The 23,452-nt window shown below is 62.4% G+C and carries 16 protein-coding genes and 4 pseudogenes; 12 read left to right on the forward strand and 8 right to left on the reverse strand.

Translation table 11 applies throughout. The features are described 5' to 3' along the window. Nucleotides 1-25: 25 nt before the first annotated feature. The 5 genes and pseudogenes from PQR54_RS36335 to PQR54_RS36355 all read right to left on the reverse strand — a co-directional run. A complete protein-coding gene (locus PQR54_RS36335; RefSeq protein WP_408254423.1) occupies nucleotides 26-226 on the reverse strand; it encodes a DUF1656 domain-containing protein in 201 nt (66 codons plus the stop codon). Continuing rightward, nucleotides 210-1,721, reverse strand: coding sequence for an efflux transporter outer membrane subunit (locus tag PQR54_RS36340; protein WP_408254425.1), 1,512 nt, complete (start codon nucleotides 1,719-1,721; stop codon nucleotides 210-212). The genes PQR54_RS36335 and PQR54_RS36340 overlap by 17 nt, the downstream gene beginning before the upstream one ends. Continuing rightward, nucleotides 1,718-3,895 (reverse strand): FUSC family protein, encoded by a 2,178-nt coding sequence (locus tag PQR54_RS36345; RefSeq protein WP_408254428.1) that lies wholly within the window; start codon nucleotides 3,893-3,895, stop codon nucleotides 1,718-1,720. The genes PQR54_RS36340 and PQR54_RS36345 overlap by 4 nt, the downstream gene beginning before the upstream one ends. Nucleotides 3,896-4,179: 284 nt before the next feature. Then, nucleotides 4,180-5,901: a ubiquinone-dependent pyruvate dehydrogenase gene (poxB, locus tag PQR54_RS36350; RefSeq protein ID WP_408254431.1), complete on the reverse strand. Its 1,722-nt coding sequence runs from the start codon at nucleotides 5,899-5,901 to the stop codon at nucleotides 4,180-4,182. Nucleotides 5,902-6,600: 699 nt separating this feature from the next. After that, a pseudogene (locus tag PQR54_RS36355) lies at nucleotides 6,601-6,870 on the reverse strand (ATP-binding protein); the annotation flags it as partial. A gap of 77 nt (nucleotides 6,871-6,947) precedes the next feature. Here PQR54_RS36355 and PQR54_RS36360 point away from each other — a divergent pair. The 6 genes from PQR54_RS36360 (at nucleotide 6,948) to PQR54_RS36385 (ending at nucleotide 12,900) form a co-directional block, all read left to right on the forward strand. Then, nucleotides 6,948-7,703: a TetR/AcrR family transcriptional regulator gene (locus tag PQR54_RS36360; RefSeq protein ID WP_408254433.1), complete on the forward strand. Its 756-nt coding sequence runs from the start codon at nucleotides 6,948-6,950 to the stop codon at nucleotides 7,701-7,703. A 198-nt stretch (nucleotides 7,704-7,901) separates the two neighbouring features. Beyond that, the gene (locus PQR54_RS36365; RefSeq protein ID WP_408254436.1) at nucleotides 7,902-8,387 is read left to right on the forward strand and encodes a VOC family protein; all 486 of its coding nucleotides are present in this window, start codon (nucleotides 7,902-7,904) and stop codon (nucleotides 8,385-8,387) included. Beyond that, the gene (locus PQR54_RS36370; RefSeq protein ID WP_408254439.1) at nucleotides 8,384-9,613 is read left to right on the forward strand and encodes an FAD binding domain-containing protein; all 1,230 of its coding nucleotides are present in this window, start codon (nucleotides 8,384-8,386) and stop codon (nucleotides 9,611-9,613) included. Before PQR54_RS36365 ends, PQR54_RS36370 begins: the two co-directional genes overlap by 4 nt. A 100-nt stretch (nucleotides 9,614-9,713) precedes the next feature. Further along, on the forward strand, nucleotides 9,714-10,052 hold the full coding sequence (locus PQR54_RS36375) for a DUF485 domain-containing protein (RefSeq protein ID WP_408254482.1): 339 nt from the start codon (nucleotides 9,714-9,716) through the stop codon (nucleotides 10,050-10,052). A gap of 38 nt (nucleotides 10,053-10,090) precedes the next feature. Next, nucleotides 10,091-11,725, forward strand: coding sequence for a cation/acetate symporter ActP (gene actP, locus PQR54_RS36380; RefSeq protein WP_408254484.1), 1,635 nt, complete (start codon nucleotides 10,091-10,093; stop codon nucleotides 11,723-11,725). Between the two features lie 86 nt (nucleotides 11,726-11,811). After that, nucleotides 11,812-12,900 carry an amidohydrolase family protein gene (locus PQR54_RS36385; RefSeq protein ID WP_408254441.1) on the forward strand — a complete coding sequence of 363 codons (1,089 nt, stop codon included), beginning with the start codon at nucleotides 11,812-11,814 and terminating at the stop codon, nucleotides 12,898-12,900. On the opposite strand, the gene PQR54_RS36390 is transcribed toward PQR54_RS36385, so the two are convergent. Both PQR54_RS36390 and PQR54_RS36395 read right to left on the reverse strand, forming a co-directional pair. Next, nucleotides 12,897-13,064 carry a DUF3331 domain-containing protein gene (locus tag PQR54_RS36390; RefSeq protein WP_408254444.1) on the reverse strand — a complete coding sequence of 56 codons (168 nt, stop codon included), beginning with the start codon at nucleotides 13,062-13,064 and terminating at the stop codon, nucleotides 12,897-12,899. The genes PQR54_RS36385 and PQR54_RS36390 overlap by 4 nt on opposite strands. 150 nt (nucleotides 13,065-13,214) lie before the next feature. Then, a pseudogene (locus tag PQR54_RS36395) lies at nucleotides 13,215-13,319 on the reverse strand (MBL fold metallo-hydrolase); the annotation flags it as partial. 509 nt (nucleotides 13,320-13,828) lie between these two features. Between PQR54_RS36395 and PQR54_RS36400 the strand changes: the two are divergent. Next, on the forward strand, nucleotides 13,829-14,791 hold the full coding sequence (locus PQR54_RS36400; RefSeq protein WP_408254447.1) for a LysR family transcriptional regulator: 963 nt from the start codon (nucleotides 13,829-13,831) through the stop codon (nucleotides 14,789-14,791). 101 nt (nucleotides 14,792-14,892) lie between these two features. Continuing rightward, nucleotides 14,893-15,078 (forward strand): annotated as a pseudogene (locus PQR54_RS36405) (winged helix-turn-helix domain-containing protein); the annotation flags it as partial. Between the two features lie 515 nt (nucleotides 15,079-15,593). Here PQR54_RS36405 and PQR54_RS36410 read toward each other — a convergent pair. After that, complete coding sequence (locus tag PQR54_RS36410) at nucleotides 15,594-16,415, reverse strand: alpha/beta fold hydrolase (protein ID WP_408254450.1); 822 nt, start codon at nucleotides 16,413-16,415, stop codon at nucleotides 15,594-15,596. Nucleotides 16,416-16,776: 361 nt separating this feature from the next. Between PQR54_RS36410 and PQR54_RS36415 the strand changes: the two genes are divergently transcribed. The 4 genes and pseudogenes from PQR54_RS36415 (at nucleotide 16,777) to PQR54_RS36430 (ending at nucleotide 23,257) form a co-directional block, all read left to right on the forward strand. Beyond that, nucleotides 16,777-19,968 (forward strand): efflux RND transporter permease subunit, encoded by a 3,192-nt coding sequence (locus PQR54_RS36415; RefSeq protein ID WP_408254453.1) that lies wholly within the window; start codon nucleotides 16,777-16,779, stop codon nucleotides 19,966-19,968. A 79-nt stretch (nucleotides 19,969-20,047) separates the two neighbouring features. Continuing rightward, nucleotides 20,048-21,277, forward strand: a complete 1,230-nt coding sequence (locus PQR54_RS36420) for an efflux RND transporter periplasmic adaptor subunit (RefSeq protein WP_408254487.1) — start codon at nucleotides 20,048-20,050, stop codon at nucleotides 21,275-21,277. Nucleotides 21,278-21,303: 26 nt separating this feature from the next. Continuing rightward, nucleotides 21,304-22,777, forward strand: a pseudogene (locus PQR54_RS36425) (efflux transporter outer membrane subunit). Nucleotides 22,778-23,101: 324 nt separating this feature from the next. Next, nucleotides 23,102-23,257: a hypothetical protein gene (locus tag PQR54_RS36430; RefSeq protein ID WP_408254455.1), complete on the forward strand. Its 156-nt coding sequence runs from the start codon at nucleotides 23,102-23,104 to the stop codon at nucleotides 23,255-23,257. The last annotated feature ends 195 nt before the right edge of the window (nucleotides 23,258-23,452 follow it).

Below are 23,452 nucleotides of genomic sequence, written 5' to 3' on the forward strand. Positions count from 1 at the left end.
CATGGGAGCGGGTATCGTTCGGCGTTCACTGCCACAGCAGCAGCGACGCGCCGCTAAACAGTGCAGTGAACAAGGCGACCCGGAACAGGCTCGGATGCCACGTATAGCGATAGAGGCCAAGCCTCGCCAATAGCAGATCAAGGACGACGAACAGCAGCGCACAGCCTGCGAGGATCGGCAGCAGGCCGGGTACGAGCAGCGAAAACACGTCAATTTGGCCCGGCATTGGTCACTCCTTCCGGAACACGGTCAGCCTCCGTCGGCGCGAAACCGCCGCCCAGCTCCTTCATCAGGAGCGCCCATGCATCGAGCCGTTTCGCCTGGATCGACGCAAGGCTTTCCTCCTGCTGCAACTGTTCGTTCTGTGCCGCCAGCACGTTGAGAAATTCGGTAATGCCGCTGCGATAACCGGTATCGGCGAGCCGGAATGATTTGCGCGCCGAACTGAGCGTGTTTTCAACCGACGCCTGCTGCTGATCGAGCGAGCGCAGCGACACGACCTGTTCTGCGACGGCCCGCATCGCATTCACGACGCTCTGGTTGTACTGATCCACCGCGGCATCGCGGGATGTCACAGCTACACCGTAATTGCCGCGCCGCCGGCCGCCGTCCAGGATCGGAAGTGAAATCGCTGCGCCGACGCCGTGGCCCACGCCATCGCTATTGACGAAGTTAAAGAAGCCGCCGAAGGTGGCAGCCGACCCCAGCGACGCAGTGGCCAGCAGGTTGATGTCCGGATAGAAGTCCGCGTGTGCAGCGGCGATGCCCTTATCGGCTTCGAGCACGCGCCAGCGGTTCGCCACGACATCCGCACGATGGCCGATCAGTTCAGCCGGCAGCGACGCTGGCAAGGCCAACGGCACGCTCAGCGCAAGGCTCGGGCGGCGCAGCGAATCGCCGTAACCGGGGCCTTTGCCCGCCAGCCCGGCGATGGCGATGCGCGAAAGCGCGAGCTGTTGCTGCGCCTGCTGGACCCGCGTCGTGCTTATCGCGAACTGGGTCTGCGCCTGGCTAACCTCGAGACCGCTGCCGACGCCCGCATGCCAGCGGCGTGTCGCGATGTCGAGGGTGCGCTGCTGTTCGTGCTGCACCGCGTTATAAACGTCGAGCAGAGAATACTGGAGCGACAACTGGACGTAGCTGCGCACTATGGCGGTCTGCAATTCGACTTCCGCAAAGCGCGCGTCCGCGGCCGTCGCATGCACATTGTCCAGCGCGCCTTCGCGAATCGCGCGCGATTTGCCCCACAGATCCAGATCATAGGAAAGGTCCGCCTGGATACTGTTGCTCCATACCGTCGTGCCGCCCGGCGGCGCCGGGGTGTTGTAGCGCGCATACCGTCTGCGCTCAAAACTGCCGCTCGCATTGAGTTGCGGCAACTCGTCCGCGCCGGCGATCTGCGCCTGAAAACGCGCCGCGTCGATCCGCGCCTCGACCGCGCGCAAGCCGGGGTTGCCGTCAGTGGCGTCCTGCACCAGCTTGTCGAGTTGCGGGTCGTTCCACTGCCGCCACCAGTCGTCCGCCGGCCACTTTGCGTCGGCTTGCGTCGCGCGCAGCGCGGCCCCGGGATCGAGCGTCGCGGGGTCGACCATCGACTCCTGCGTGTGGATGCCGCCGCCAGTGATACAGGCGCTCAACAGCAGCGCGCCAGCGAGCGCGACCGCTATTGACCGGCAGGCTGCGCTTAAGCGCAAACGCAAAGCCAGGCGGCGCGGTTTCATGCCTGCACCCGTCTGGTTTGCCACAAAGCCAAGGTGTCGTCGCGCAGCGTCAACTCGGTGAAATGCAGCAGGGCCCGCATCCGGTAACGTGTCAGCGTCTCTGCATCGACAGCGATGTTCGGTCCGAGCGGCAGCCTGTCCAGCGCCCGTCGTGTCGCCGCTAACGCGGCTTCGGCAGCCTGCGGCGTGACAGCTTCGAAGACTTCGGCAAGCGCGGCCAACCAGGCATCCTGTTCCGCGGGCCAGCCAGCCGGCAAGGCGTTGCCGAGCCGTTCGGTGTCGAGACGCATCTGGATCATCGAGCGGCCGATCTCCAAGGCCGCGAACGCCCAGCCGATTAGATGATCGCGGTCCACGCGCGCATCGACCGGCGCCGACGCGATCATCAGGATGAAATCGCGCAGGCTCAGTTCGAACGTGTAAAGCAGATCGTCGAGATCGCCCTCGCGAGCGTCGTGTGCAATCAAACCGCGAATCTGCTTCATGTACTGCGCGGAGATCCAGTCGCCTGCGCGCGGCACAAGAACTGAAAACGCCACTGCGGCCACCGCGATACCGCACAGCAGCGCAAAGCCGGTGTCGAGGTAAGCGCTCGGGTTGTAGACGGTCGGGTTGGTTACGGCGACGATGAAACAGAAGTAGAGGCTGAAGCCGAGGCCGAGTATGGCGGTCTTCGCAAACGTATTCAGATAGCTGCCGACCATCACGACAATCGCCAGCGACGCGGCCAGCAACTCGAAGGTATCGACCCGCGGCAGCACAAAGAAGTTGAATGCAAAACCTGTAAGCCAGCCGGCCAGGCAACCGCCGAATATCTGCCAGCTCGCGACCGTGGGATTGGGCGCGAGCGCGAACAGCGCGCTCGTGATCGCCACCGCGACGATCGCGGTCGCGCCGCCGACCCACCCTGACGCAATCCAGACCGCGCCGACCACGAGTACAGCCACGGCCGCGCGGGCGCCGGCAATCGTCGCAGCAGTGCGGTTCGCCGTGGCGCGGGTTCTGGCGATGCGGCCGATCGCCTGAATCACTGACTGCGACCACGGTAGCCGTCCGACCGTGCGCACGTCGACATAACTTCTGCACATCACGCGCAAATCGTCGATCGAAAAGAACAACGCCGAGCCCGTAGTCGCCACGAACTGACGCTGATACGGCGACAAGTCCGCGAGCGACTGCAGCAGCCGGCCCAGATGCGCGGGCAAGGCCTGCTCGAAGCCGTCGAGTCGGCCCAACAAGGTCTCGACCTGTCCCAGCGTGATCAGCGCCGACTGCGCCTCATTCGGCACGATGGCAAGCAGGCCGCCGATCAGTTCCTCGACGGCCGCGAGCGCGCGCGGATCGGCCTCGGCGCCGACCCGCACCCGCAACTGATGCAGCGCATGAATCCACGCGACGGTGTCGAGAAAGCTGCGGTCGAGGTCGAGATAAACATGGTTATGCAGACGAACCGAGGGATCCTCGAATACCGCGCCGCTGCGCAGACTTTCCACCCCGGCGCGCTCGCGGATCAGCGCGAGAAAGGTGTCGAATCCAGCAACCGTCGACGCGCGGTCGAGCAGGGTGTGCATCGCGCTCAGGAGGTCCGTGAAATTCCTGCGACTCGACGCGTACAGTTCAGGCACAACCGAGCGCGGAAACACCACCGCGCTGATCACGCAGGCGCAGGCTACGCCGATCACCACCTCGCTGACGGTGAACACGACGTTGTCGAACACTCCATAGGGATTGGACCAGGCCGGAATCGCCGTGATCGCGGTGCCGTATCCGGTCAGCACAAAGCCGTACGATTGGAAATTGCGGTAGTACGAAGCGCCGAATACGCACACACCGATCCATGCGGCCAGCACGGTGAGGAACAGCAGCGGCTGCTGCGGAAAGAACGCAATGAGCAGGAGACCCGCGAAGCTGCCGCACACCATGCCCAAGCCGCGATAGAAACCACGCGCGATCACCATGCCGCTTTGCTGATGCATCATCACGATGACGCACGACACCATCGCCGTGCCCGGCGTCCGCAGTTCGAGGCGCATGCAGATGCCCATTGCAAGCGTCATCGCAATAGCAACCTTGGCGATATGGCGGAAGCGCGGACCGTCGTCCTTCCAGTAAGTCTTCAGCTCGTCCCGCCATCGAGGCAGGCCCGTGCTGCTGGCATCCGCTTGCAGGTCCATAAGGCTCTCGTCAATCGCTCAAAGTTAATCGTTGCCCGGGTCCGCAGGGCATCGAGCCACGCGGACGCCGCTGTATTGCTAGGGCGCAGTCTGCGACAGGCGCGCTTGGCGTATTTGCGAAATCGCACGTTTTTTCCACATGCGCTGGATGAAAAGCATACGGTTCATACGGCGCGTTGCGAAATGCGGAAAAGGTCGGAGATGCGTAAGAAGCGAACAAACGCCGGTCGAAGAGGCGCCCGGGATCCCGGGCGCCGTGACACATGACAGCCCTCCTCGTGCGGCTAGCGCAAATTCGTGCGTGCCAGTTCGACGATCTCGTCGCCGCGTCCGTTGAGGATCGCACGCATCATGTAGAGGCTAAAGCCCTTCGCCTGGGCGAGCTCGATTGTCGGCGGCATGGCGAGCTCGTGCTTCGACGTGACGACGTCCACGAGCGCCGGGCCCGGATGGTCGAACGCCTGTTTCAGCGCGGCCGCCACATCCTCCGACTCTTCGACACGAATGCCGAAAATGCCCGCCCCCTTCGCGATTGCCGCGAAGTCGGTTTTAGCGAGATCGACGTTGGTATCGAGGTAACCGCCCGCTTTCAACTCCATCGAGACGAAGCCAAGCAGGCTGTTGTTGAAAACCACGACCTTGATCGGCAAATCGAGTTGCCGCGCGGTGAGCAGATCGCCGAGCAGCATCGACAGGCCGCCGTCGCCCGACATCGATACGACCTGCCGCCCCGGATGCGCGCCTTGTGCGCCAAGTGCCTGCGGCATCGCGTTGGCCATTGAGCCGTGATTGAACGAGCCGTGCAGTTGGCGCTTGCCGTTCATGGTCAGATAACGTGCAGCCCAGACGGTTGGCGTGCCGACATCGGCGGTAAAGATCGCGTCGTCGCTCGCGGCTTCGTCGATCATCTTCGCCAGATACTGCGGGTGGATCGGGCGGCCCGGACCGGACGGCGTGGCGAGATCGTCCAGACCTTTGCGAGCCGACACATAGTGCTTACGAGCATTGTCGATGAACCCTCGGTCCGCTTTGCGTTGCAGCTTGGGCAGCGTTGCCGCGATGGTTTCCTTCACCGTGCCGACGAGCCCGAGCGAGAGTGGCGCACGGTGGCCGAGTTGCGAGCCTTTCCAGTCGATCTGGATGATCTTCGCGTCGGCCGGGTAGAACGGCCGATAGGGAAAATCGCAGCCGAGCAGCATCAGCGTGTCGCACGACATCATCGCGTGATAGCCCGAGCTAAAACCGATCAGTCCGGTCATACCCACGTCGTACGGATTGTCGTACTCGACGAACTGCTTGCCCCGCAACGCGTGGACCACCGGCGCGCCGAGCGTATCGGCGAGCGCGACCACTTCATCGTGCGCGCCTTGCGTGCCACTGCCGCACATGATCGTGACCGCGTCGGACGCGTTCAGCATCGCCGCCAGACGATCGAGATCCGCTTCGGCGGGCAGGATTCTCGGTGGCGCGCTTTCCGTCCAGGACGGCGCTTCCTTCGGCCCTTCGCTCAAGGCCACGTCGCCCGGCAACACGATTACGGCGACGCCGCGCTCCTCGATTGCCGTGCGCATCGCGCGCGCCAGCACACGAGGAAACTGCTCAGCGGAAGACACCACCTCGACATAGTGGCTGCACTCCTTGAAGAGTTCCTGCGGATGCGTTTCCTGAAAATACCCAAGGCCGATTTCCGTCGACGGAATGTGCGCGGCGATGGCCAGCACTGGCTGATGATTGCGATGGCAATCGAAGAGACCATTGATCAGATGCAGGTTGCCCGGACCGCAACTACCAGCGCATACCGCGAGTCGCCCGCTCGTCGCCGCGTCCGCGCCGGCCGCGAAGGCCGCCACTTCTTCGTGACGGGTGTGCATCCAGCGGATCGAGCCGATCTGGTTCAGGCTGTATGCGAGCCCGTTCAGACTGTCGCCCGTCACGCCCCAGATCCGTTCGACGCCCGCTGCAGCGAGCGTGCCTGCGAGGTAATCGGCAATGGTATTGCTGGCCATGCTTGACTCCTTTTCACTGTAGATGAAGATCGACCGGGCGCAGAAACATCGGGGCCGCGCCCGCGAAGACCGGAAGAAACTGTCGCCGGCGAGCGGCGTGGCGCTGCTCTGCCAATCATCTAAAGCTAGACCGGTGCCGGCAAAATGTCCTGAAATACACCTGAAAACACCTTAACGAGGTGCTGGGCGGGTCATGGAACGCGTTGTAGACGCGCCGCCGATCGGGAAGTCATGACAGTCCCCTTGCCGAAGCGAAGCTCGCCGCCAGATCCTCGGACTCGGGGCGCAGACGATTCCCGAATGTCTGGCCGCCGGGCCCCGTTGAGCCAAGGCGAACCAGTGCAAAAGGAAGTACTCAGTATGCGCGACGTCACGCATTTTCTATCTCGCATGGCGCGGCGATGAAACCGGTAAAGCGTTGCGCTGGTGGGCCGACCAGTTGGACCGACCCGATCTGATCGACGAATTCGCGCAACAGCGAATGTGCACGGGTAACCTCGCCTAGCCGCGTTCGCTGACTTTTCCTGACAGCGCGGGCGCGCCATGATCCGACGCGGGCTCGGCTGCGGATCGAATGATCGCGGCTACCATGACGTTTTGCCCGCAGGCTTAACCCGTGATCTGCAACAAGCTGGCGGCGGCCTGGTGGTCGTCCCAGTCGAGGCCTTCTGCGACTCTCGTGCAGGCTGAGTGCAGGAGCTGGGTCCGGTCGAGCGTGGCCTTCAAGGTTTGATGCCGCGGCAACGCCGTGCGCTTGTGCCCCGTCAGCATGTCGAAGCGGTCGCCCAGATGGCCCGCCAGCGTTTCGATACCGTGGATCGCCGCGCATGCCGCCGCGAGTTCGATCGCGCGCCGAATGCCGTCGAGGCGTCGGCACACCATGCCGGTCAGCTGGATGTTTCTTTCATCGAACAAAAAGCGCGCGTCGATCGCACGGGCGCGCCACAGGAACAACTCGACAGCGCTGCAGCCGGCTTGGCCTTGCCTAGCCAGACAGGGGTAATGTTTGTATGATTCGTCCCAACATGCTGAGTACCGAACGAGCCATGCCGAGAAAAGTACCGAAGGTCGACACAGCCTCGAAGATCAAGGCGCATGACAGCGAGAGGACCGTCACGCGCCGTCTTGCCCCTGAAGTCCGCGAGCGCCAGATCGTGCTGAAAGCCGTGGACCATTTCGCCACGCATGGATTCTCCGGCAGCACCCGCGAACTCGCCCGTCAGCTCGGCGTCACCCAGCCGCTTCTGTACCGCTACTTTCCCAGCAAGGAAGCATTGATCGATCGCGTGTACGAAGAGGTCTATCAATGGGACAGCAGTTGGGAAAATCTCATCAAGGATCGCTCCGTGCCGATCCAGGAGCGCATGGTCAGGTTCTACTCGTCGTACTCCGTGGTGATCCTGCGGCGTGAGTGGATCCGGATTTTCATCTTCGCCGGTTTGACGCGCGAAGGCATCAACTCCAAATATCTGGCGCGGCTGCGTGAACGCGTGTTTCTGCCGGTCATGGCGGAAATCCGTTCGGCTTACGACCTGCCTGCACCAGCAGATGCGAGGCGGCGTGAGATCGACCTTGAACTGATCTGGAGTCTGCACGCCAGCATCTTCTATCTGGGCGTGCGGAAATGGATCTACGGCCTGCCGGTGACAGACGATATCGACGATCACATCGCGCGCCAGGTCGACGCGTTCCTCAACGGCGTGCCTGCGGCGCTTGAGAATGCGTCCAAGGAAACCGCCCGCGCGAAAGACGCTGCCAAAGGTGCGTCCAAGGCCGCCTCTAAAGCAGCTTCCAAAGCCTGATCCAGCCCTGCAGCAAGGCTCGCAGCCAAGCCGGCAACCCGGCCGGCCTTCTATTCATCGCCCGTCGCATCACTCCCCACGTCCCGCGTAGTTCAGGGTAAACACCTGCAATAGACCGCTTTCTCCTGCCTGCTCATTCACCTACAATTTATCCATCGATCACTAATCGATCGATAAATAGCTTAGCAGGAGTCGAAGATGCCCATTTCAAAACTTGCCCACTACTCGATTCGCACCACCGATCTCGAGCAATCCTGCCGCTTTTATGAGCGGATCCTCGGTTTCAAACAAGGCTACCGTCCGCCCTTCGATTTTCCGGGCGCGTGGCTTTACAAAGGCGGCGATGAAGCCGACTTTGGTACGGTCCATATCATCGGCATCGATCCGGACAACCTCGCTGGGCTCACCGCGTATCTCGGCGACAAGGCCTTGCCCACCAGCGGAACCGGCACGGTCGACCACATCGCGTTTCTCGCCACGGGGGTCGAGGCAATGTGGCACACACTGAAGGCGGAAGGCATCGCCTGGCGCGATCGCACGGTGCCGAGTCTCGGCCTGCATCAGGTGTTCATCGAAGACCCGTCGGGCGTCACCATCGAGCTGAATTTCCCCGCTGAAGAAGTCAGCGGTCTGGCCAAGGCACCGCCGGCCGTCGCACAGAACGCTATCAGCGCAGGAGAATGACCATGACCCAAATACTTGCACGCCGCAGGGCGATCATCGTCGGCGGCTCGCTCGGCGGCCTGTTCGCAGCCAATCTGCTGGTCCGCAACGGCTGGGACGTCGACGTATTCGAACGCGTTCCGGACGAGCTTGCCGGGCGTGGTGCCGGTATCGTCACGCACCCCGAACTATTCGACGCCCTCGCGGCGGCCGGTATCGAATACGACGACTCTATCGGCGTCAAGGTGCAGTCGCGCGTCACGTTCGCGCAGAACGGCGATGTGCTGTCCGAGCGCAACCTGCCGCAGACATTGACCGCATGGGGCAAGATGTACCACGTGCTGCGCGCCGCGCTGCCCGACGTTCACTATCACGCGGGCGGCACGGTCACCTCGGTGCAGGACGGCCCCGATCAGGCAACGGTGACGCTCGCCGACGGCACCGTGCTGCACGCCGATCTCGTGATCGCGGCGGACGGTTTCAGATCGTCGATTCGTGCGCAATTCCTGCCTGACGTGAAGCTTCAATACGCCGGCTATGTCGCATGGCGCGGCCTCGTCGACGAAGCCGCGCTCTCGCGTGAAACACGCGCGGCACTATTCGACAAGTTCGCCTTCTGCCTGCCGCCGCGCGAGCAGATTCTCGGCTATCCCGTTGCCGGCCAGGGCAACAGCACGACGCCGGGTGAGCGCCGCTACAACTTCGTCTGGTATCGCGCGACCAGTGAAGACGTCCAATTGCCGAACCTGCTGACCGACGAATCGGGCAAGCGATGGGAAGGCGGTATTCCGCCGACCCTGATCCGCCGCGAAGTGCTCGCCGACATGGAAGACGCCGCGCTCACGCTGCTCGCCCCGCAATTCGGTGAAGTGGTAGCCAAGGCGACGCAGCCGTTGTTTCAGCCCATCTTCGATCTCGAAGTGCGGCAGATGGCGTTCGGCCGGATCGCCTTGCTGGGCGACGCGGCCTTCGTCGCGCGGCCGCATTGCGGCATGGGCGTGACGAAAGCGGCAAGCGACGCCATGGCGCTCGTCAAAGCGTTAGCCGCCCACACGGGCGTTCAGGACGCACTCGCCGACTACAGCCACGAGCGCACCCAGGTCGGCGCGGCGATCGTTCAGCACGCACGCCATCTGGGCGCCTACATGCAGGCCCAGTTGAAAAACGAAACCGACCGTGAAATGGCCGAGCGTTATCGCACGCCCGATGCCGTAATGCGCGAGACTGCCGTACCAGCACGTTTTTAATGTCCGTTGCGATGGCGGCGCATCCAGTCAGCCGTTGCAGCACCGACAAGAAGCCGTTTCGAAAGGAGACAAAGTGGAACATGGCGCCCCAATCTACTCGATGAGCGCGCAGTACGCCGCCACCGACCCGCCGCCGCCCGCGGCGAATCCGCTGCTCGACGACCCGCGCTTTCGCGCGCTCGTGCGCGAGCGGCGCACCTTCTCGTGGGTCCTCACGATCCTGATGCTGGCCGTGTATTTCGCCTTCATCCTGACGCTCGCCTTCGCGCCGGCGCTCCTCGGCCGGCCAATCGTCGAAGGGTACCCCGCGACGTGGGGCATTCCAGTCGGCTTCGGCATGTTCGTCTTTACGTTCGTGCTGGTCGCGGTCTACGTTGCGCGCGCCAACACCATCCATGACCACGCCGTGAATGAAATCCGGCAAGGAGCACGGCAATGAAACGCATCTTTCTCTCGCGCGGCCCGCTGCTCAACGCGATGTTGTTGGGCGCTTCCGGTGTTGTCGGTGCTTTAAGCGCCCTGCCCGCCGCTGCCGCCGAACCCGCGGCGCCCACGCGATCTCACAATCCGATCGCGATCGGCATGTTCCTGCTGTTCGTCGCGTCGACGCTGTTCATCACGCGCTGGGCCGCGAGAAAGAACAACAGCGTGTCGGACCACTACGCGGCAGGCGGCAAGATCACCGCTTTCCAGAACGGCTGGGCGATCGCCGGCGACTATATGTCGGCCGCGTCACTGCTCGGCATCTCTGCGCTCGTCTTCACGAGCGGCTATGACGGCCTGATCTATTCGATCGGCTTTCTCGCGAGCTGGCCGATCATTCTCTTTCTGATCGCCGAACCACTGCGCAATCTCGGACGCTACACGCTCGCCGACGTCGTCTCGTACCGGCTGCAACAGCGGCCTATTCGCGCGTTCGCCGCGTCGAGCTCGATTGTGATCGTGCTGCTCTATCTCGTCTCGCAGATGGTCGGTGCCGGCAAGCTCGTCGAGTTGCTATTCGGCTTCAACTACACGATCGCGGTCGTTATGGTCGGCGTGTTGATGGTGGTGTACGTGTTTTTTGGCGGCATGCTCGCCACCACGTGGATCCAGATCATCAAGGCGGCGTTGCTGCTCGCCGGTGCAGCTTTCATGGCGTTCATGGTGTTGAGCCGCTTCGGCTTTAGCATGAACACGCTGTTCTCACAGGCGATTCTCGCCCATCCCAAGCACGCCGCCATCATGAGTCCGGGCGGTCTCGTCTCGGATCCGATTTCCGCGGTCTCGCTAGGTCTGGCGTTGATCTTCGGCACCGCCGGCCTGCCGCATATTCTGATGCGTTTCTTTACCGTGGGGGACGCGAAAGCGGCCCGCAAAAGCATTCTGTACGCGACCGGGATCGTGGGTATTGGCTACGCGTTGATCATCATCATCGGCTTCGGAACGATTGCACTGGTGGCGACCGATCCGCAATATCACACCACCTCGGGCGCCGTGATCGGTGGCGTGAACATGGTGGCGATCCATCTCGCGCATGCCGTGGGCGGCAACGTGTTTCTCGGTTTCATCTGCGCGGTGGCGTTCTCCACGATTCTCGCGGTGGTCGCGGGTCTGACGCTCGCGGGCTCTTCCGCGGTCTCGCATGATCTGTACGCGAACGTGATTCGCCGCGGCGCCGCTACGGATCGCGAAGAAATGAACGTGTCGCGCATCACCACGCTGGTACTCGGCGTACTCGCGATTCTGCTGGGCATCGCCTTCGAGAAGCAGAACATCGCGTTCATCGTGAGCCTGACTTTCTCGATTGCGGCCAGCTCGAATTTCCCGGTGCTGCTGCTGTCGATCTACTGGCGCGGATTGACCACACGCGGCGCGGTAATCGGCGGCTCGCTCGGGCTGATCTCGGCGGTCGCGCTGACGGTTCTCAGCCCGACCGTCTGGGTGCAGGTACTCGGCCACGCGCATGCGATCTATCCGTACGAATATCCCGCGCTGTTCTCGATGATCGTCGCGTTTGCCGGCGTGGCGTTCTTCTCGGTCACCGACACTTCCGCGCGCGGGGTGCGTGAGCGCGCGCTGTATGGCAACCAGCTCGTCGACTGCGAACTCGGCATGGCGAAGCACGGCTAACACTCACATTCAAAATCTACAACGGAGACTGACTCATGGATTGCAGTTGCTGTATTTCACCGAAACGCCGCCGCTTAATCGGCACAATGGCGGCACTGGCCAGCGGCCTGGCGTCAGGTGCGTCGGGTGCGTCGGCAGGCGCCGCCACACCGCAAGCCGCGCGCGCCGGCAGCATCGCGTCCACCCAAGGCAAAGGCCGCTCGATCGACATTCACGCGCACTACTACCCTGAAAGCTACTGCGAACTGGTGGGCCAGGAGGGCGCGAAATTCGGCGGCAGATTCACCTGCGACGCCACCAGCTTCAGCTTCCAGACGCCGGCGGGCGGCCTCGGGCCGCTACCGCTCAAGTTCATCAATATCGACGAACGGCTCGCCGACATGGATGCGTCCAGGGTCGACATGCAAGCGCTGTCGCTGAGCGTACCGATGGCCTATTGGGCCGACCGCACCTTCAATGCGAAACTCGCGACAACGTGGAACGCCGCGGCATCGGCGGTACATCTGCAGCATCCGGACCGCTTCGTCGTGCTCGCCACATTGCCGATGCTGAACGCGCACGACGCCATCGACGAACTCGAACGTGCGTCCGAATTGCCGGGCGTGCGCGGCGTCTATATGGGGACCAACATCAATAACCGGGATCTCGACGACCCGTTATTCGAACCGGTCTTTGCTCGCATCGAACAACTGGATCTGCCGGTGTTTTTGCACCCGCAGCAGACAGTTGGGGGAGCACGTCTGGGCGACTACTACCTGAGTAACCTGCTGGGCAATCCGTTCGACACCGCTATTGCCGGGTCGCATCTGATCCTCGGCGGCGTGATGGACCGGCATCCCAGGTTGAACATCACGTTGCCGCACGCCGGTGGCGCGCTGCCGATCCTGATGGGCCGCATCGATGCAGGCTGGACCGTGCGCCCTGAAACGCGACGGCTGGCGCAGAAGCCGAGTAGCTACCTGCGCCGTTTCAACTACGACACGGTCTCACATTCCGGGCCCGTGCTGGACTTCCTGATCCAGAACATCGGTATCGACCGGCTGGTGCTCGGTAGCGATTATTGCTTCGATATGGGCTATGAGCAGCCGGTCACGTTCCTCGACCGCCTCGAACTTCCGCCGGAGCAAAAGAATCTGGTGCTTGGCGGCAATGCGGCCAAGCTGCTGAAGATCTAAGGCGCTTCGCCCGCCATCGCTATGGCGGGCATGCGTTCGAGCACGCAGGCCAGACTCATCGCGGAGGCGTTGGCCGGTGTCGACATCCGTACCCTCGCCTTGTAGAACAGATCGTCGCGGCGAATCTCCGCGCCTCTCACCACGCAGCGCCCCTTCACCTTCACTCATGCGTCCGTCCAGCCGTGCATAAAATCCACTCGCAGGTCGTTGAGCCGGTCCGGCTTTTCTTCCTGCGGCAAATGTCCACACTGCGCAAACGGCTCGGCGCGCAAATTCTTAATCTTCCCGATGGCCGGTTCGTCGAGCAGCCGGATGATATCCATCGCCACGGTGTCGATCGGAGACGGATGCGTGCCGTCGAGCAACGCGGTCACTTCAAAATCGCCGGCAATGATCGGGTAGAAACCGGGGCCTTGGGTCCGTTGCTAGTTTTTATTAATTTTCCTGAGGCGATGCGTTACTACGGAGCGCGGTCGAGCATAAATCGCTGGCGAAACTTGAAAGCTCGAGATCGCAAAAATTGGAAGTTTCTATCGGAGAAAGTCAATGAACGCAGTGCCGCGATCAACATGAAGATTGCCATCGCCGAAGGTTCGATAGCCGGGCTTGCCTGCGCGTTGACGTCGACGTCGTGCACGCACTCGTCGGCTGTGCCACCACGCGGCGCGCGGCGGTCGAGCCGCTGATGCTCAAAGGCCCACAGGTTGCCCCGTCGTTCGAACCTGGTTCGCTCTAGCACCCGCATCGCTTTTCGGCCGATCCTCTCCCAACTGCCGCTTGCCCCTATACGAGCGGATTAGATGCGTGAATGCTTTGATGAGCGCGCCAACCGAATGTAGGATGGCGCGACCTCACCACAGATCGTATTGTTCCCACATCAGGCAAGACGTGTTGTCGGATTCAACCGGATAGGGAGGTCACAGCGGCTATGGACAGAATTTTCAGCATGCGCGTGTTTTCGCGGGTCGCGGAAACCGGCAACTTCAGTGCGGTTGCCAAACACATGGAATGCAGCGCGGGCAATATCTCGCGCGCAGTCGTGTCGCTCGAAGAACATCTGCACACGCGGCTACTGCAGCGAACGACCCGTAGCGTGTCGCTCACCGAGTGCGGCGAGCGCTACTACCAGCGCTGCAAGAAAATCCTCGCCGACATCGACGACGCCGATGCCGAAGCCAGCGACGCGCACACTCTCCCACGCGGCCGGTTGCGCGTGCACGCCGTCCCTGACATCGGGCTGAAACAGTTGACATCGACCATCGTCGAATACCGGCGCGCTTTTCCGGCCGTCTCGGTCGACCTCAAACTGCTGCCCCGCATGGCGAATCTCATCGAAGACGAATTCGACGTTTCAATCGTGTCCGCGTCGTCGTTACCCGACTCCCGCAATGTAAGTCGCCTCATCGGTCGTTGCGAACGCATCCTGGTCGCCTCGCCCGACTACCTCGCCCGGCACCAGATCCGCAGCGTGAACGACCTGCCGAGTCACACGCTCATGCACACCAGGTCGTCATTCGATCCGTCTTCCGAGTGGTCATCCGAGCTTGCCGGGCAGGCCGCGACCGAGTCGGAGGCGGCCGGACAGTTCGTTGTCAACAACATGCAGGCGCTGCGCGTTGCTCTACTGGCGGGTGCCGGCGTGGGCGCCGTGCCGACTTATTCGGTCGTGGACGAACTCAAGGAAGGCAAACTGGTTCAGCTTTTTCCGGATTATCCCCTTCAAACCACCAACGTCTTTGTCGTGTATCCGTCGCGTCAATTCGTCGACGCCAAGATAAAGACCTTCGTCGAATTTCTGACTGTGTCGCTCAAACAGGAACTTGATTTGCGGATTACGAATCTGACAGTCGCCGATCTGACCGGACACACACACGCGTTACTTGAAACTTGATAAACGCTCTCCGTGTACAACCGCCTCTCCAGAACCGCGGGACTAATTTATCGCTTGTAAGGATCTAGATCGAAATAGGCAGCTTCAGGCTCGATCTTGAGATGTGCACTTTGCAGCGGAACGGCAAAGTCGTGCGTCTGGGCTCTCCCGCCTTCGACATCCTTGCCGTGGACGCTTCGGCCAGCGGGCGGTTGGTCACGAAAGACGAGTTGATGGACGCGGTCTGGCCCAACACGATCGTCGAAGAAAACACCATTCAGGTGCATCTATCGGCGTTGCGAAAAATACGGTGGCGAAATACCGTTTGTCCGAATCGACCCGCGCCTATGCGATGGAAAAGCTGCGGGCCGATGGCGAACCACGGGAGGTCATCTCGCGCATTGCTTCCAGACCCGTTCGTCCGGCGAAAGGCAAGGCGTACCTAGCGATGCCGTAAATCTGCCGGATCTTCAACAGTTAGTCGACGACGCGCGTGCCGCTTTCGACCGGGCGCTTTCCGACCACGGCGGCCTGCGACTGGGGATAGAACTGGCGCAGTACATGGTGGACGCGGCATTTGATGCCGGCGTGCTCGGCGAGTGTTGCATGCGTGCCGCGCGGGCCCTTGAAGCATTAGAGAAACGGGCCGCCGAATCAGTGGCTGCACTTAGCGGAACACGCCTGCGCGCCGCATGGGCTGCGGCATTAAAGTCTGTTCGCGAGCCGGTTTCAAGGCGCGCCGGAGCCGCGCGCAAGCGGGTGACGACGAAGCGTGAATCGCAGGCACCGACGAGCGCCTAAGCGGCCTCGCCGGCGTGTTCCATTACGACTTGAGGAACTCCAGCAGGTCTGCATTCACGCGGTCTGCGTGGGTCGTGCACATACCGTGCGGCGCACCTCCATAGATCTTCAGCTTCGCGTTTGGCATGATCTCTGACGACAGCTTGCCGGAATCGTCGAGCGGCACGATCTGATCGGCGTCGCCTTGCAGCACGAGTGCCGGCACCGTCACCTTCTTCAGGTCTTCGGTGAAGTCGGTTTCCGAGAAAGCCTTGACGCAGTCGTACAGACCCTTGATCGAACCCATCATGCCGATGTTCCAGAACGAGTCGATCGTGCCTTGAGAGACCTTCGCATCAGGATGGTTGAAGCCGTAGAACGGAACGGCCAGATCCTTGAAGAACTGCGAGCGGTTATTCTGCACGCCCTCGCGGATGCCGTCGAAAACCGACATCGGAAGTCCGCCCGGATTCGCTTCCGTCTTCAGCATGATCGGCGGCACGGCCGCGATCAGCACGGCCTTCGCGACACGCTTCGTACCGTGGCGCCCGATATAGCGCACTACTTCACCACCGCCGGTCGAGTGACCGACCATCACGATGTTCGTCAGATCGAGCGCTTCGATCAGTTCGGCGAGATCGTCCGCATAGGTGTCCATTTCGTTACCGTTCCACGGCTGCGACGAACGGCCGTGACCGCGACGGTCATGCGCAATCACGCGATAACCGCGTTCGGCGAGGAACATCATCTGCGCGTCCCATGCGTCCGCGTCGAGCGGCCAGCCGTGGGAAAACGTGATCGTTTGACCGGTACCCCAATCCTTGTAATAGATTTCCGTGCCGTCTTTGGTAGTGAAATATGCCATCTCTGTTGCTCCATTTGAGGTGATTGACCGGGTCTGCCGGTGTGCCAAACGTCAGAGCAGTATTGGCGTCGGCCGGCGAGCGCATCTTTCTGACCGCCCGTAATTGTCGTATTCGCACGACTGTGCCGTCCGTTCGCCATCAGTCCCGCGGTTGGCGCGCCTATTTTTTGCGTCACCGCATCTTTCGCATGCGGCCATCGTGCGAATTCGCAATGACAGTGCCTCGCACTGAATCCGCGCTGTTCGAAAGCCCCTAAGCTCCGGCCATCACCAGTGACCGCTCCCGCTCACTCGACAACGACATCCGCCCCCGTGCAAAACCTGCCTGAAACCATCAGGCGTCCGTAATCAGGAATACGTCATGTGGATCGTCAGACTTGCCTTGCAACGACCGTATACATTCATCGTGCTGGCCGTGCTGCTATTCATCCTCGGCCCGCTGGCAATCATCCGCACGCCGACGGACATCTTTCCGAACATCGACATTCCGGTGGTCAGCATTGTCTGGTCGTACAACGGCTTTTCCGCCGAAGATATGGCGCATCGGATCACATCGAACTACGAACGCGCGCTGACCACCGACGTGGACGATATCGAACATATCGAATCGCAATCACTCAACGGCGTGTCGGTGGTGAAGATCTTTTTTCACCCCGGCGCCGACATCAACCGCGCCATCGCCGAAGCCGCCTCGAACTCCGCGTCGATTCTGCGCGTGCTTCCACCGGGCACGCTGCCGCCGAACATCATCACCTACAACGCCTCGACGGTGCCTGTACTTCAACTCGGCCTGTCGAGCAATACGCTTCCCGAACAGACGCTGTACGACCTCGGTAACAGCTTTATCCGCACCCAGCTCGCCACCGTGCAAGGCGCGGCTGTGCCACTGCCATTCGGCGGCAAGATCCGCCAGATCATGGTTGAACTCAATCCGCAGGCATTGCAGGCGAAAGGGCTCGCGCCAGCCGACGTGGTCAACGCCGTGAATGCGCAGAACCTCATCTTGCCGGGTGGCACCGCGAAGATCGGCACCCGCGAATACAACGTGCAAATGAACGGCAGCACCGACACGGTCGCCGCGCTGAACAATCTGCCGATCAAGACGGTCAACGGCGCGGTGGTGTACGTGCGTGACGTGGCGCACGTGATCGACGGCTATGCCCCGCAAACCAATATCGTGCGCAGCGACGGCAAGCGCGCGGCGTTGCTGCAAGTGGAAAAAACCGGCAGCGCCTCGACGCTCGCGATCATTCAGCAGGTCAAGGACATGCTGCCGAAGATCGCCGCAGGTTTGCCGAAGGCACTGGTCATCGCGCCGCTTTCGGATCAGTCGCTATTCGTGAAGTCGGCGATCACCGGCGTGGTGCGTGAAGCGCTGATCGCGGCCTGCCTGACTGCCGTGATGATCCTGCTGTTTCTCGGCAGTTGGCGCGCCACGCTGATCATCGCCGTATCAATACCGCTCGCTGTGCTGACATCGCTGATCGCGCTGTCCGCTCTTGGCGAGACCATCAACATCATGACGCTGGGCGGCCTCGCCCTGGCGGTCGGAATTCTGGTTGACGACGCCACCGTCGCGATCGAGAACATCACGCATCATCTGGAAAACGGCGAGCCGTTACACGACTCGATCCTGAACGGCTCGGGTGAGATCGCCGTGCCGACCTTCGTGTCCACGCTGTCGATCTGCATCGTGTTCGTGCCGATGTTTCTGCTCTCGGGCGTGGCGCGTTATCTGTTCGTGCCGCTCGCGGAAGCCGTGGTGTTTGCCATGTGCGCGTCGTATTTCTTCTCGCGCACGTTGATTCCGACACTCGCGATGTATTTGATGCGCGCGCCTTCGAAAGTCGGCAAAACCGCGCAAGGACGGTTCGGCGCGCTGGTCCGGTTCCAGGCGCGTTTCGAACACCGCTTCGAGGCATTTCGCGGCGGCTATCGCAACGTTCTGCAAGGCGCGATTGCTCATCGTGGCCGCTTCATTCCGATCTTCCTCGTGCTGTGTTTCAGTTCGCTCGCCCTGATTCCGTTCGCGGGGCGCGACTTCTTCCCTGCTGTCGATACCGGCGAAATCCGTCTGCATCTGCGCGCGCCCACCGGAACCCGAATCGAACAGACCGCCCGCATCACCGACGAAGTCGAAGCGAAAATCAGCAGCGTAATTCCCAAACAGGATCAGGCGGCTGTGCTCGACAATATCGGCGTGCCCGTCAGCGGTATCAACCTGACCTACGACTCTTCCGATCCAATCGGCCCGCAAGATGCCGACATCATGCTGACGCTCAAGCCCGGTGCCGGCTCGACCGCGGGCTATGTGGCGAAGCTGCGCAACGTGCTGAACGCGTCGTTTCCCGGCGTGACATTTTCGTTCCTGCCGGCCGATATCGTCAGCCAGATTCTCAACTTCGGCCTGCCCGCGCCGATCGATATCCAGATCGTCGGCGGCAAGCTCGAAGAAAATCGCGTCGTGGCGGATCGCCTGCTGGCAAAACTGCGCGGCGTGCGCGGTCTCGTCGATGCCCGCATCCAGCAACCGGGCGACGAGCCCGCCATCGACGTGGACGTGGATCGCACGAAGGCCATTCAGGCCGGCCTCACGCAACGCGACGTCGCGCAGAACCTGCTGATCGCGCTGTCCGGCAGTTCGCAAACCACACCGAACTTCTGGCTGGATCCGAAGAATGGCGTGAGCTATCCGTTGATGGCCGAAGTGCCGCAGTACGACATTCACTCGCTGCAAACGCTCGCGAATATTCCAATCACGACCTTCGGCCTCACCACGGGCGCGCAGAATCTGCTCGGCACGCTCGGCACGATGTCGCGCAGCACGCAGCAAGCCGTCGTCTCGCACTACAACGTCCAGCCGGTGCTCGACATTTTCGCGTCCACGCAAGGGCGCGATCTGGGCGGCGTCGCAACGGACGTGTCGCATCTCGTCGATGCGGCGCGCGCGGAGTTGCCGCCTGGTTCGTCGATCGTGATCCGCGGCCAGGTTCAATCGATGAATGAATCGTTCGGCGGCCTCGAAACCGGCCTCGTCTTCGCGATCGCACTCGTCTATCTGCTGATGGTGGTGAACTTCCAGTCGTGGCTCGATCCGCTCATCATCGTGAGCGGCCTGCCCGGCTCGCTCGCCGGTATCTCGTGGATGTTGTTCACGACGCACACCACGCTCAGCGTGCCGGCCTTGACCGGCACGATTCTCTGCATCGGCATCGCCACAGCAAACAGCATTCTCGTGATCAATACCGCCCGAGAGTTGCTGCAGCAAGGCGTCGATCCGCTCGTCGCCGCACTCGAGGCCGGCTTCAGCCGCTTCCGTCCCGTCCTGATGACCGCGCTTGCCATGCTGATCGGCATGATGCCGATGGCGCTCGGTCTCGGCGACGGCGGCGAACAGAACGCACCGCTCGGCCGCGCCGTGATCGGCGGTCTCGGCATCGGCACCGTTTCCACGCTGCTGTTCGTGCCGGTGGTCTTCGCGCTGGTTCACTCCCTGCTCGCGAGGCGCCGCGCCCGACAGGCCACCGCAGCCGCCACTCCCCTGGCTCAATAAACAACGCCCACGATAGGACTCCATCATGAACACGCCTGATGCCACTCCGGAACACGACGGCGCCGTCACGAGCGCAGGCATGCCTAACCTGCGCGCGACGCCGCAACGCGAGGCCGTCCGCGCTGGCGCGCTGCGCCGCTATCGTCTGCCGCTGACCCTCGCGGGCGTCGCCGCTGTGCTGCTGATCATCGGCATCGTGCCGCGTTTGCGGACCAGTTCGGCGCTGAACGAGCAGGTCGCTGTCCAAAGTGCGCCGACGGTCAGGGTCGTTTCGCCGAGCCACGCGCCGGTTTCGCAAGAACTGTTGCTGCCCGGCGCCGTCATGCCCTATGCGGATGCGTCTGTGTATGCGCGAACCAGTGGCTACATCCAGCGCTGGACCAGCGATATCGGCGCAAAAGTGAAGGCCGGCCAGCTGCTCGCCACGATCGAAACGCCGGAGCTCGACGCGCAATTGCAGCAGGCACGTGCCGACGCCGCCACCGCGAAAGCCAACTACAACTACGCCACCACCACCTCGCAACGCTGGCAGCAGATGCTGCAAACGCAGTCCGTCTCGCAACAGGACGCGGATAGCAAAACCGCCGACATGCAGGCCAAACGCGCGACGCTGGCGTCGGCGCAGGCGAATGTCACGCGGCTCACGGAGATGGTGTCGTACGAGAAAGTCACCGCGCCGTTCGACGGCGTGATCACCGTGCGCAACGTGGACGTCGGAGCGCTGGTCACGGCGGGTGGAACGCCCGGGCTCGCCGCGCCCGCCAATGAGTTGTTCCACATTGCGCAGACGGATGTGTTGCGCACCTTCACCGACATCCCGCAAAACGACGCAAGTTTCGTCAGTGTGGGCACGCAGGTTTATCTGACGACCCAGCAGTATCCCGGCCGTCAGTTCCCGGCGCGGGTCGCGCGTAGCTCGGACGTGATCGATCCGTCGAGCCGCACCATGCGCGTGGAAGTCGACGTGGACAACAAGGACGGCGCGCTGCGCCCCGGCGCTTACGTACAGGTACATCTCGCACTCGACACCGCGCATCCCGCGCTCGAATTGCCGGTGAGCGCACTGTTGTTCCGCCCGAACGGGGTGACCGTTGCGGTGGTCGGCGACAACAACAAAGTTGCGCTGAAGACGGTGACGATCGGCCGCGATTTCGGTACCTATGTCGAGATCGCCACGGGTCTCACCGCGACCGATCGCGTGATCGACAACCCTGGCGATGCGATCACGGCAGGCGAGGCCGTGCAGGTGATGGCGCCTGCCGCTGCGGCCGCACAACCTGCCTCCGCCGCGCCGGCCGCACGCGGCTGATACCGTTCAACCCGAGGAAGCCGACCATGCGTGCCCTGCTCCAGACATCCCTACGCAAGACGCTGACGACAGGCATTGCATACGCGCTGACGGCGTGCTCGACCTTGCCCCACTACACGGTGCCCGAGACGGCCGTTCCGGATCGCTACGCTGCACCCACGAGCCCCGCACAGGCCGCGCCCGGCTGGGCCGTCGCGATGCCGGCCGAGACGCAGCCGCGCGGCGACTGGTGGACGGTCTTCAACGATCCCGAACTGAATCAGCTCGAAGATCGGTTGCACGTGTCGAATCAGAGCGTGAAGAAGGCAGTCGCGCAATTACAGCAGGCGCGCGCACTGGTCGACTACCAGCACTCGGACTTTCTGCCGACCGTAACGGCCGGCGCTGCGCAATCGCGTACGCGTCTCTCGCAAAACGTGGAGGGCCATTCCCTCGCCGGCAAAACGGTGCCCGATTATTCGGTGGGCGTGGCCGCCTCGTGGGAGCCGGACCTGTTCGGACGCGTACGCGACGCCGTGGTGAATGCGCGCGACGCAGCCCAGGCGAGCGAAGCCGATCTTGAGGCAGTCCGCCTTTCGATGAGCACCGATCTGGCGAGCGACTACTTCGCGCTGCGTGCGCTCGACATACAGAGGAAGCTGCTCGACGACAGCGTGAGCGCGTACGCCGCGGCGCTGAAGATTCTCAACCAGCAACTGGTCGACGGCGCTCTCGACGCCTCAGCGACCGCGCAAGCCGAAACCCAACTGGAAAGCACGCGTTCGCAAGCCACCGACATTGATGTGCAGCGTGCCCAGGTGACCCATGCCATCGCAACACTGATCGGCGTGCCCGCTTCGTCCTTTTCGCTGCCGCCGAAGATCGAAGCGATTCCGGTCCCGCAGATTCCAGCGGGCGTGCCGTCACAACTGCTCGAGCGCCGCCCGGACATCGCGGCGGCGGAGCGGCGCGTGGCTGCAGACAATGCGCAGATCGGCCTGGCGAAGGCGGCGTTCTATCCGGACCTGACGTTGAGCGCGACCGTCGGGCTCGAAAGCACCTTTTTTCTCTCCGTGGTTGACGGCACCTAGCTTGTTCTGGTCGATCGGTCCGCAACTGGTGGGCACGCTGTTCGACGGCGGCAAACGCGAAGCGGCGTTGAAGGGCGCCACGGCTCAATATGACGGCTCGGTGGCCGACTACCGGCAAACAGTGCTGGTCGCGTTCCAGCAGGTCGAGGACAACCTCTCGGCGCTCGACTCGCTCGCGAGCGAAGCGCAAAGCCAACGGCGCGCCACCGCCGCCGCGGAACTCTCGCTCAAGCTCACCCAGAACCGCTATCAGGCTGGCGCCGTCAGTTACCTCGACGTCGTCACGGAACAAACCATTGCGCTGACCAACCAGCGCACCGAGGCGCAGATTCAGGCAAGACGCGTGGAGGCGAGCGTGCAGTTGCTCAAAGCACTCGGCGGCGGATGGGACCGCACGGCGCTAGCGTTGTCGTCGCAGCGCACGGAGTAATGCTCGTATGACTTAACCGTGCGAATCGGAAAGAGCAGCCGACGCGCCTTTGCAACACTCGATTCACGCGAACGCGACTTGAATCCCGCGACGCGGCCAGCGATGACGACGTCTTTCATGGCCGCGCCGCATCCCACGCGACGACATCATCGTGATGATCTACCAGGAGTCGAGTAATGAGTCAGGACAACGCCGTCGTTTCAGTATTTTCGAGCCACACCGCCGCTGACGAAGCCGTCAAGGAGCTGAGCCAGAACGGCTTCGACTTGACCAAACTGTCCATCGTCGGCAAGGGCGATCGGTGCGGCGCTGGCGGAACTGGGCGTGCCGAAGAGCGACGCCGTGAAGTACGAAACAGCAGTCAAAGCCAACGGCTTTCTGCTGATCGTTCATGGCACGCCGGAAGAAGTCGAGCAAGCCCGCACCATCCTTAGCCAGCTTGGGCTCTTCACCGCAGCGGGAAGCGAAGCTGCCTCCTAAGCGCACCGCTTTACGAAGGTCACTCACGGCAGGCGTCGCCCACGAGGTAGCGCCGGCCGTTTTCATTTGCGGATCCTCACCCGGAGGATTCTGCTGAACCGCCCGATCAAAAGGACTATCGACATGCCTCAGACTTTGTGTGACATCTGCGGCGCACGACCCGCTTCGGTACGTGTCACGGTACTGCAGGACGGC

Source organism: Paraburkholderia phytofirmans (assembly GCF_046028095.1).
GTDB lineage: Bacteria > Pseudomonadota > Gammaproteobacteria > Burkholderiales > Burkholderiaceae > Paraburkholderia > Paraburkholderia phytofirmans_A.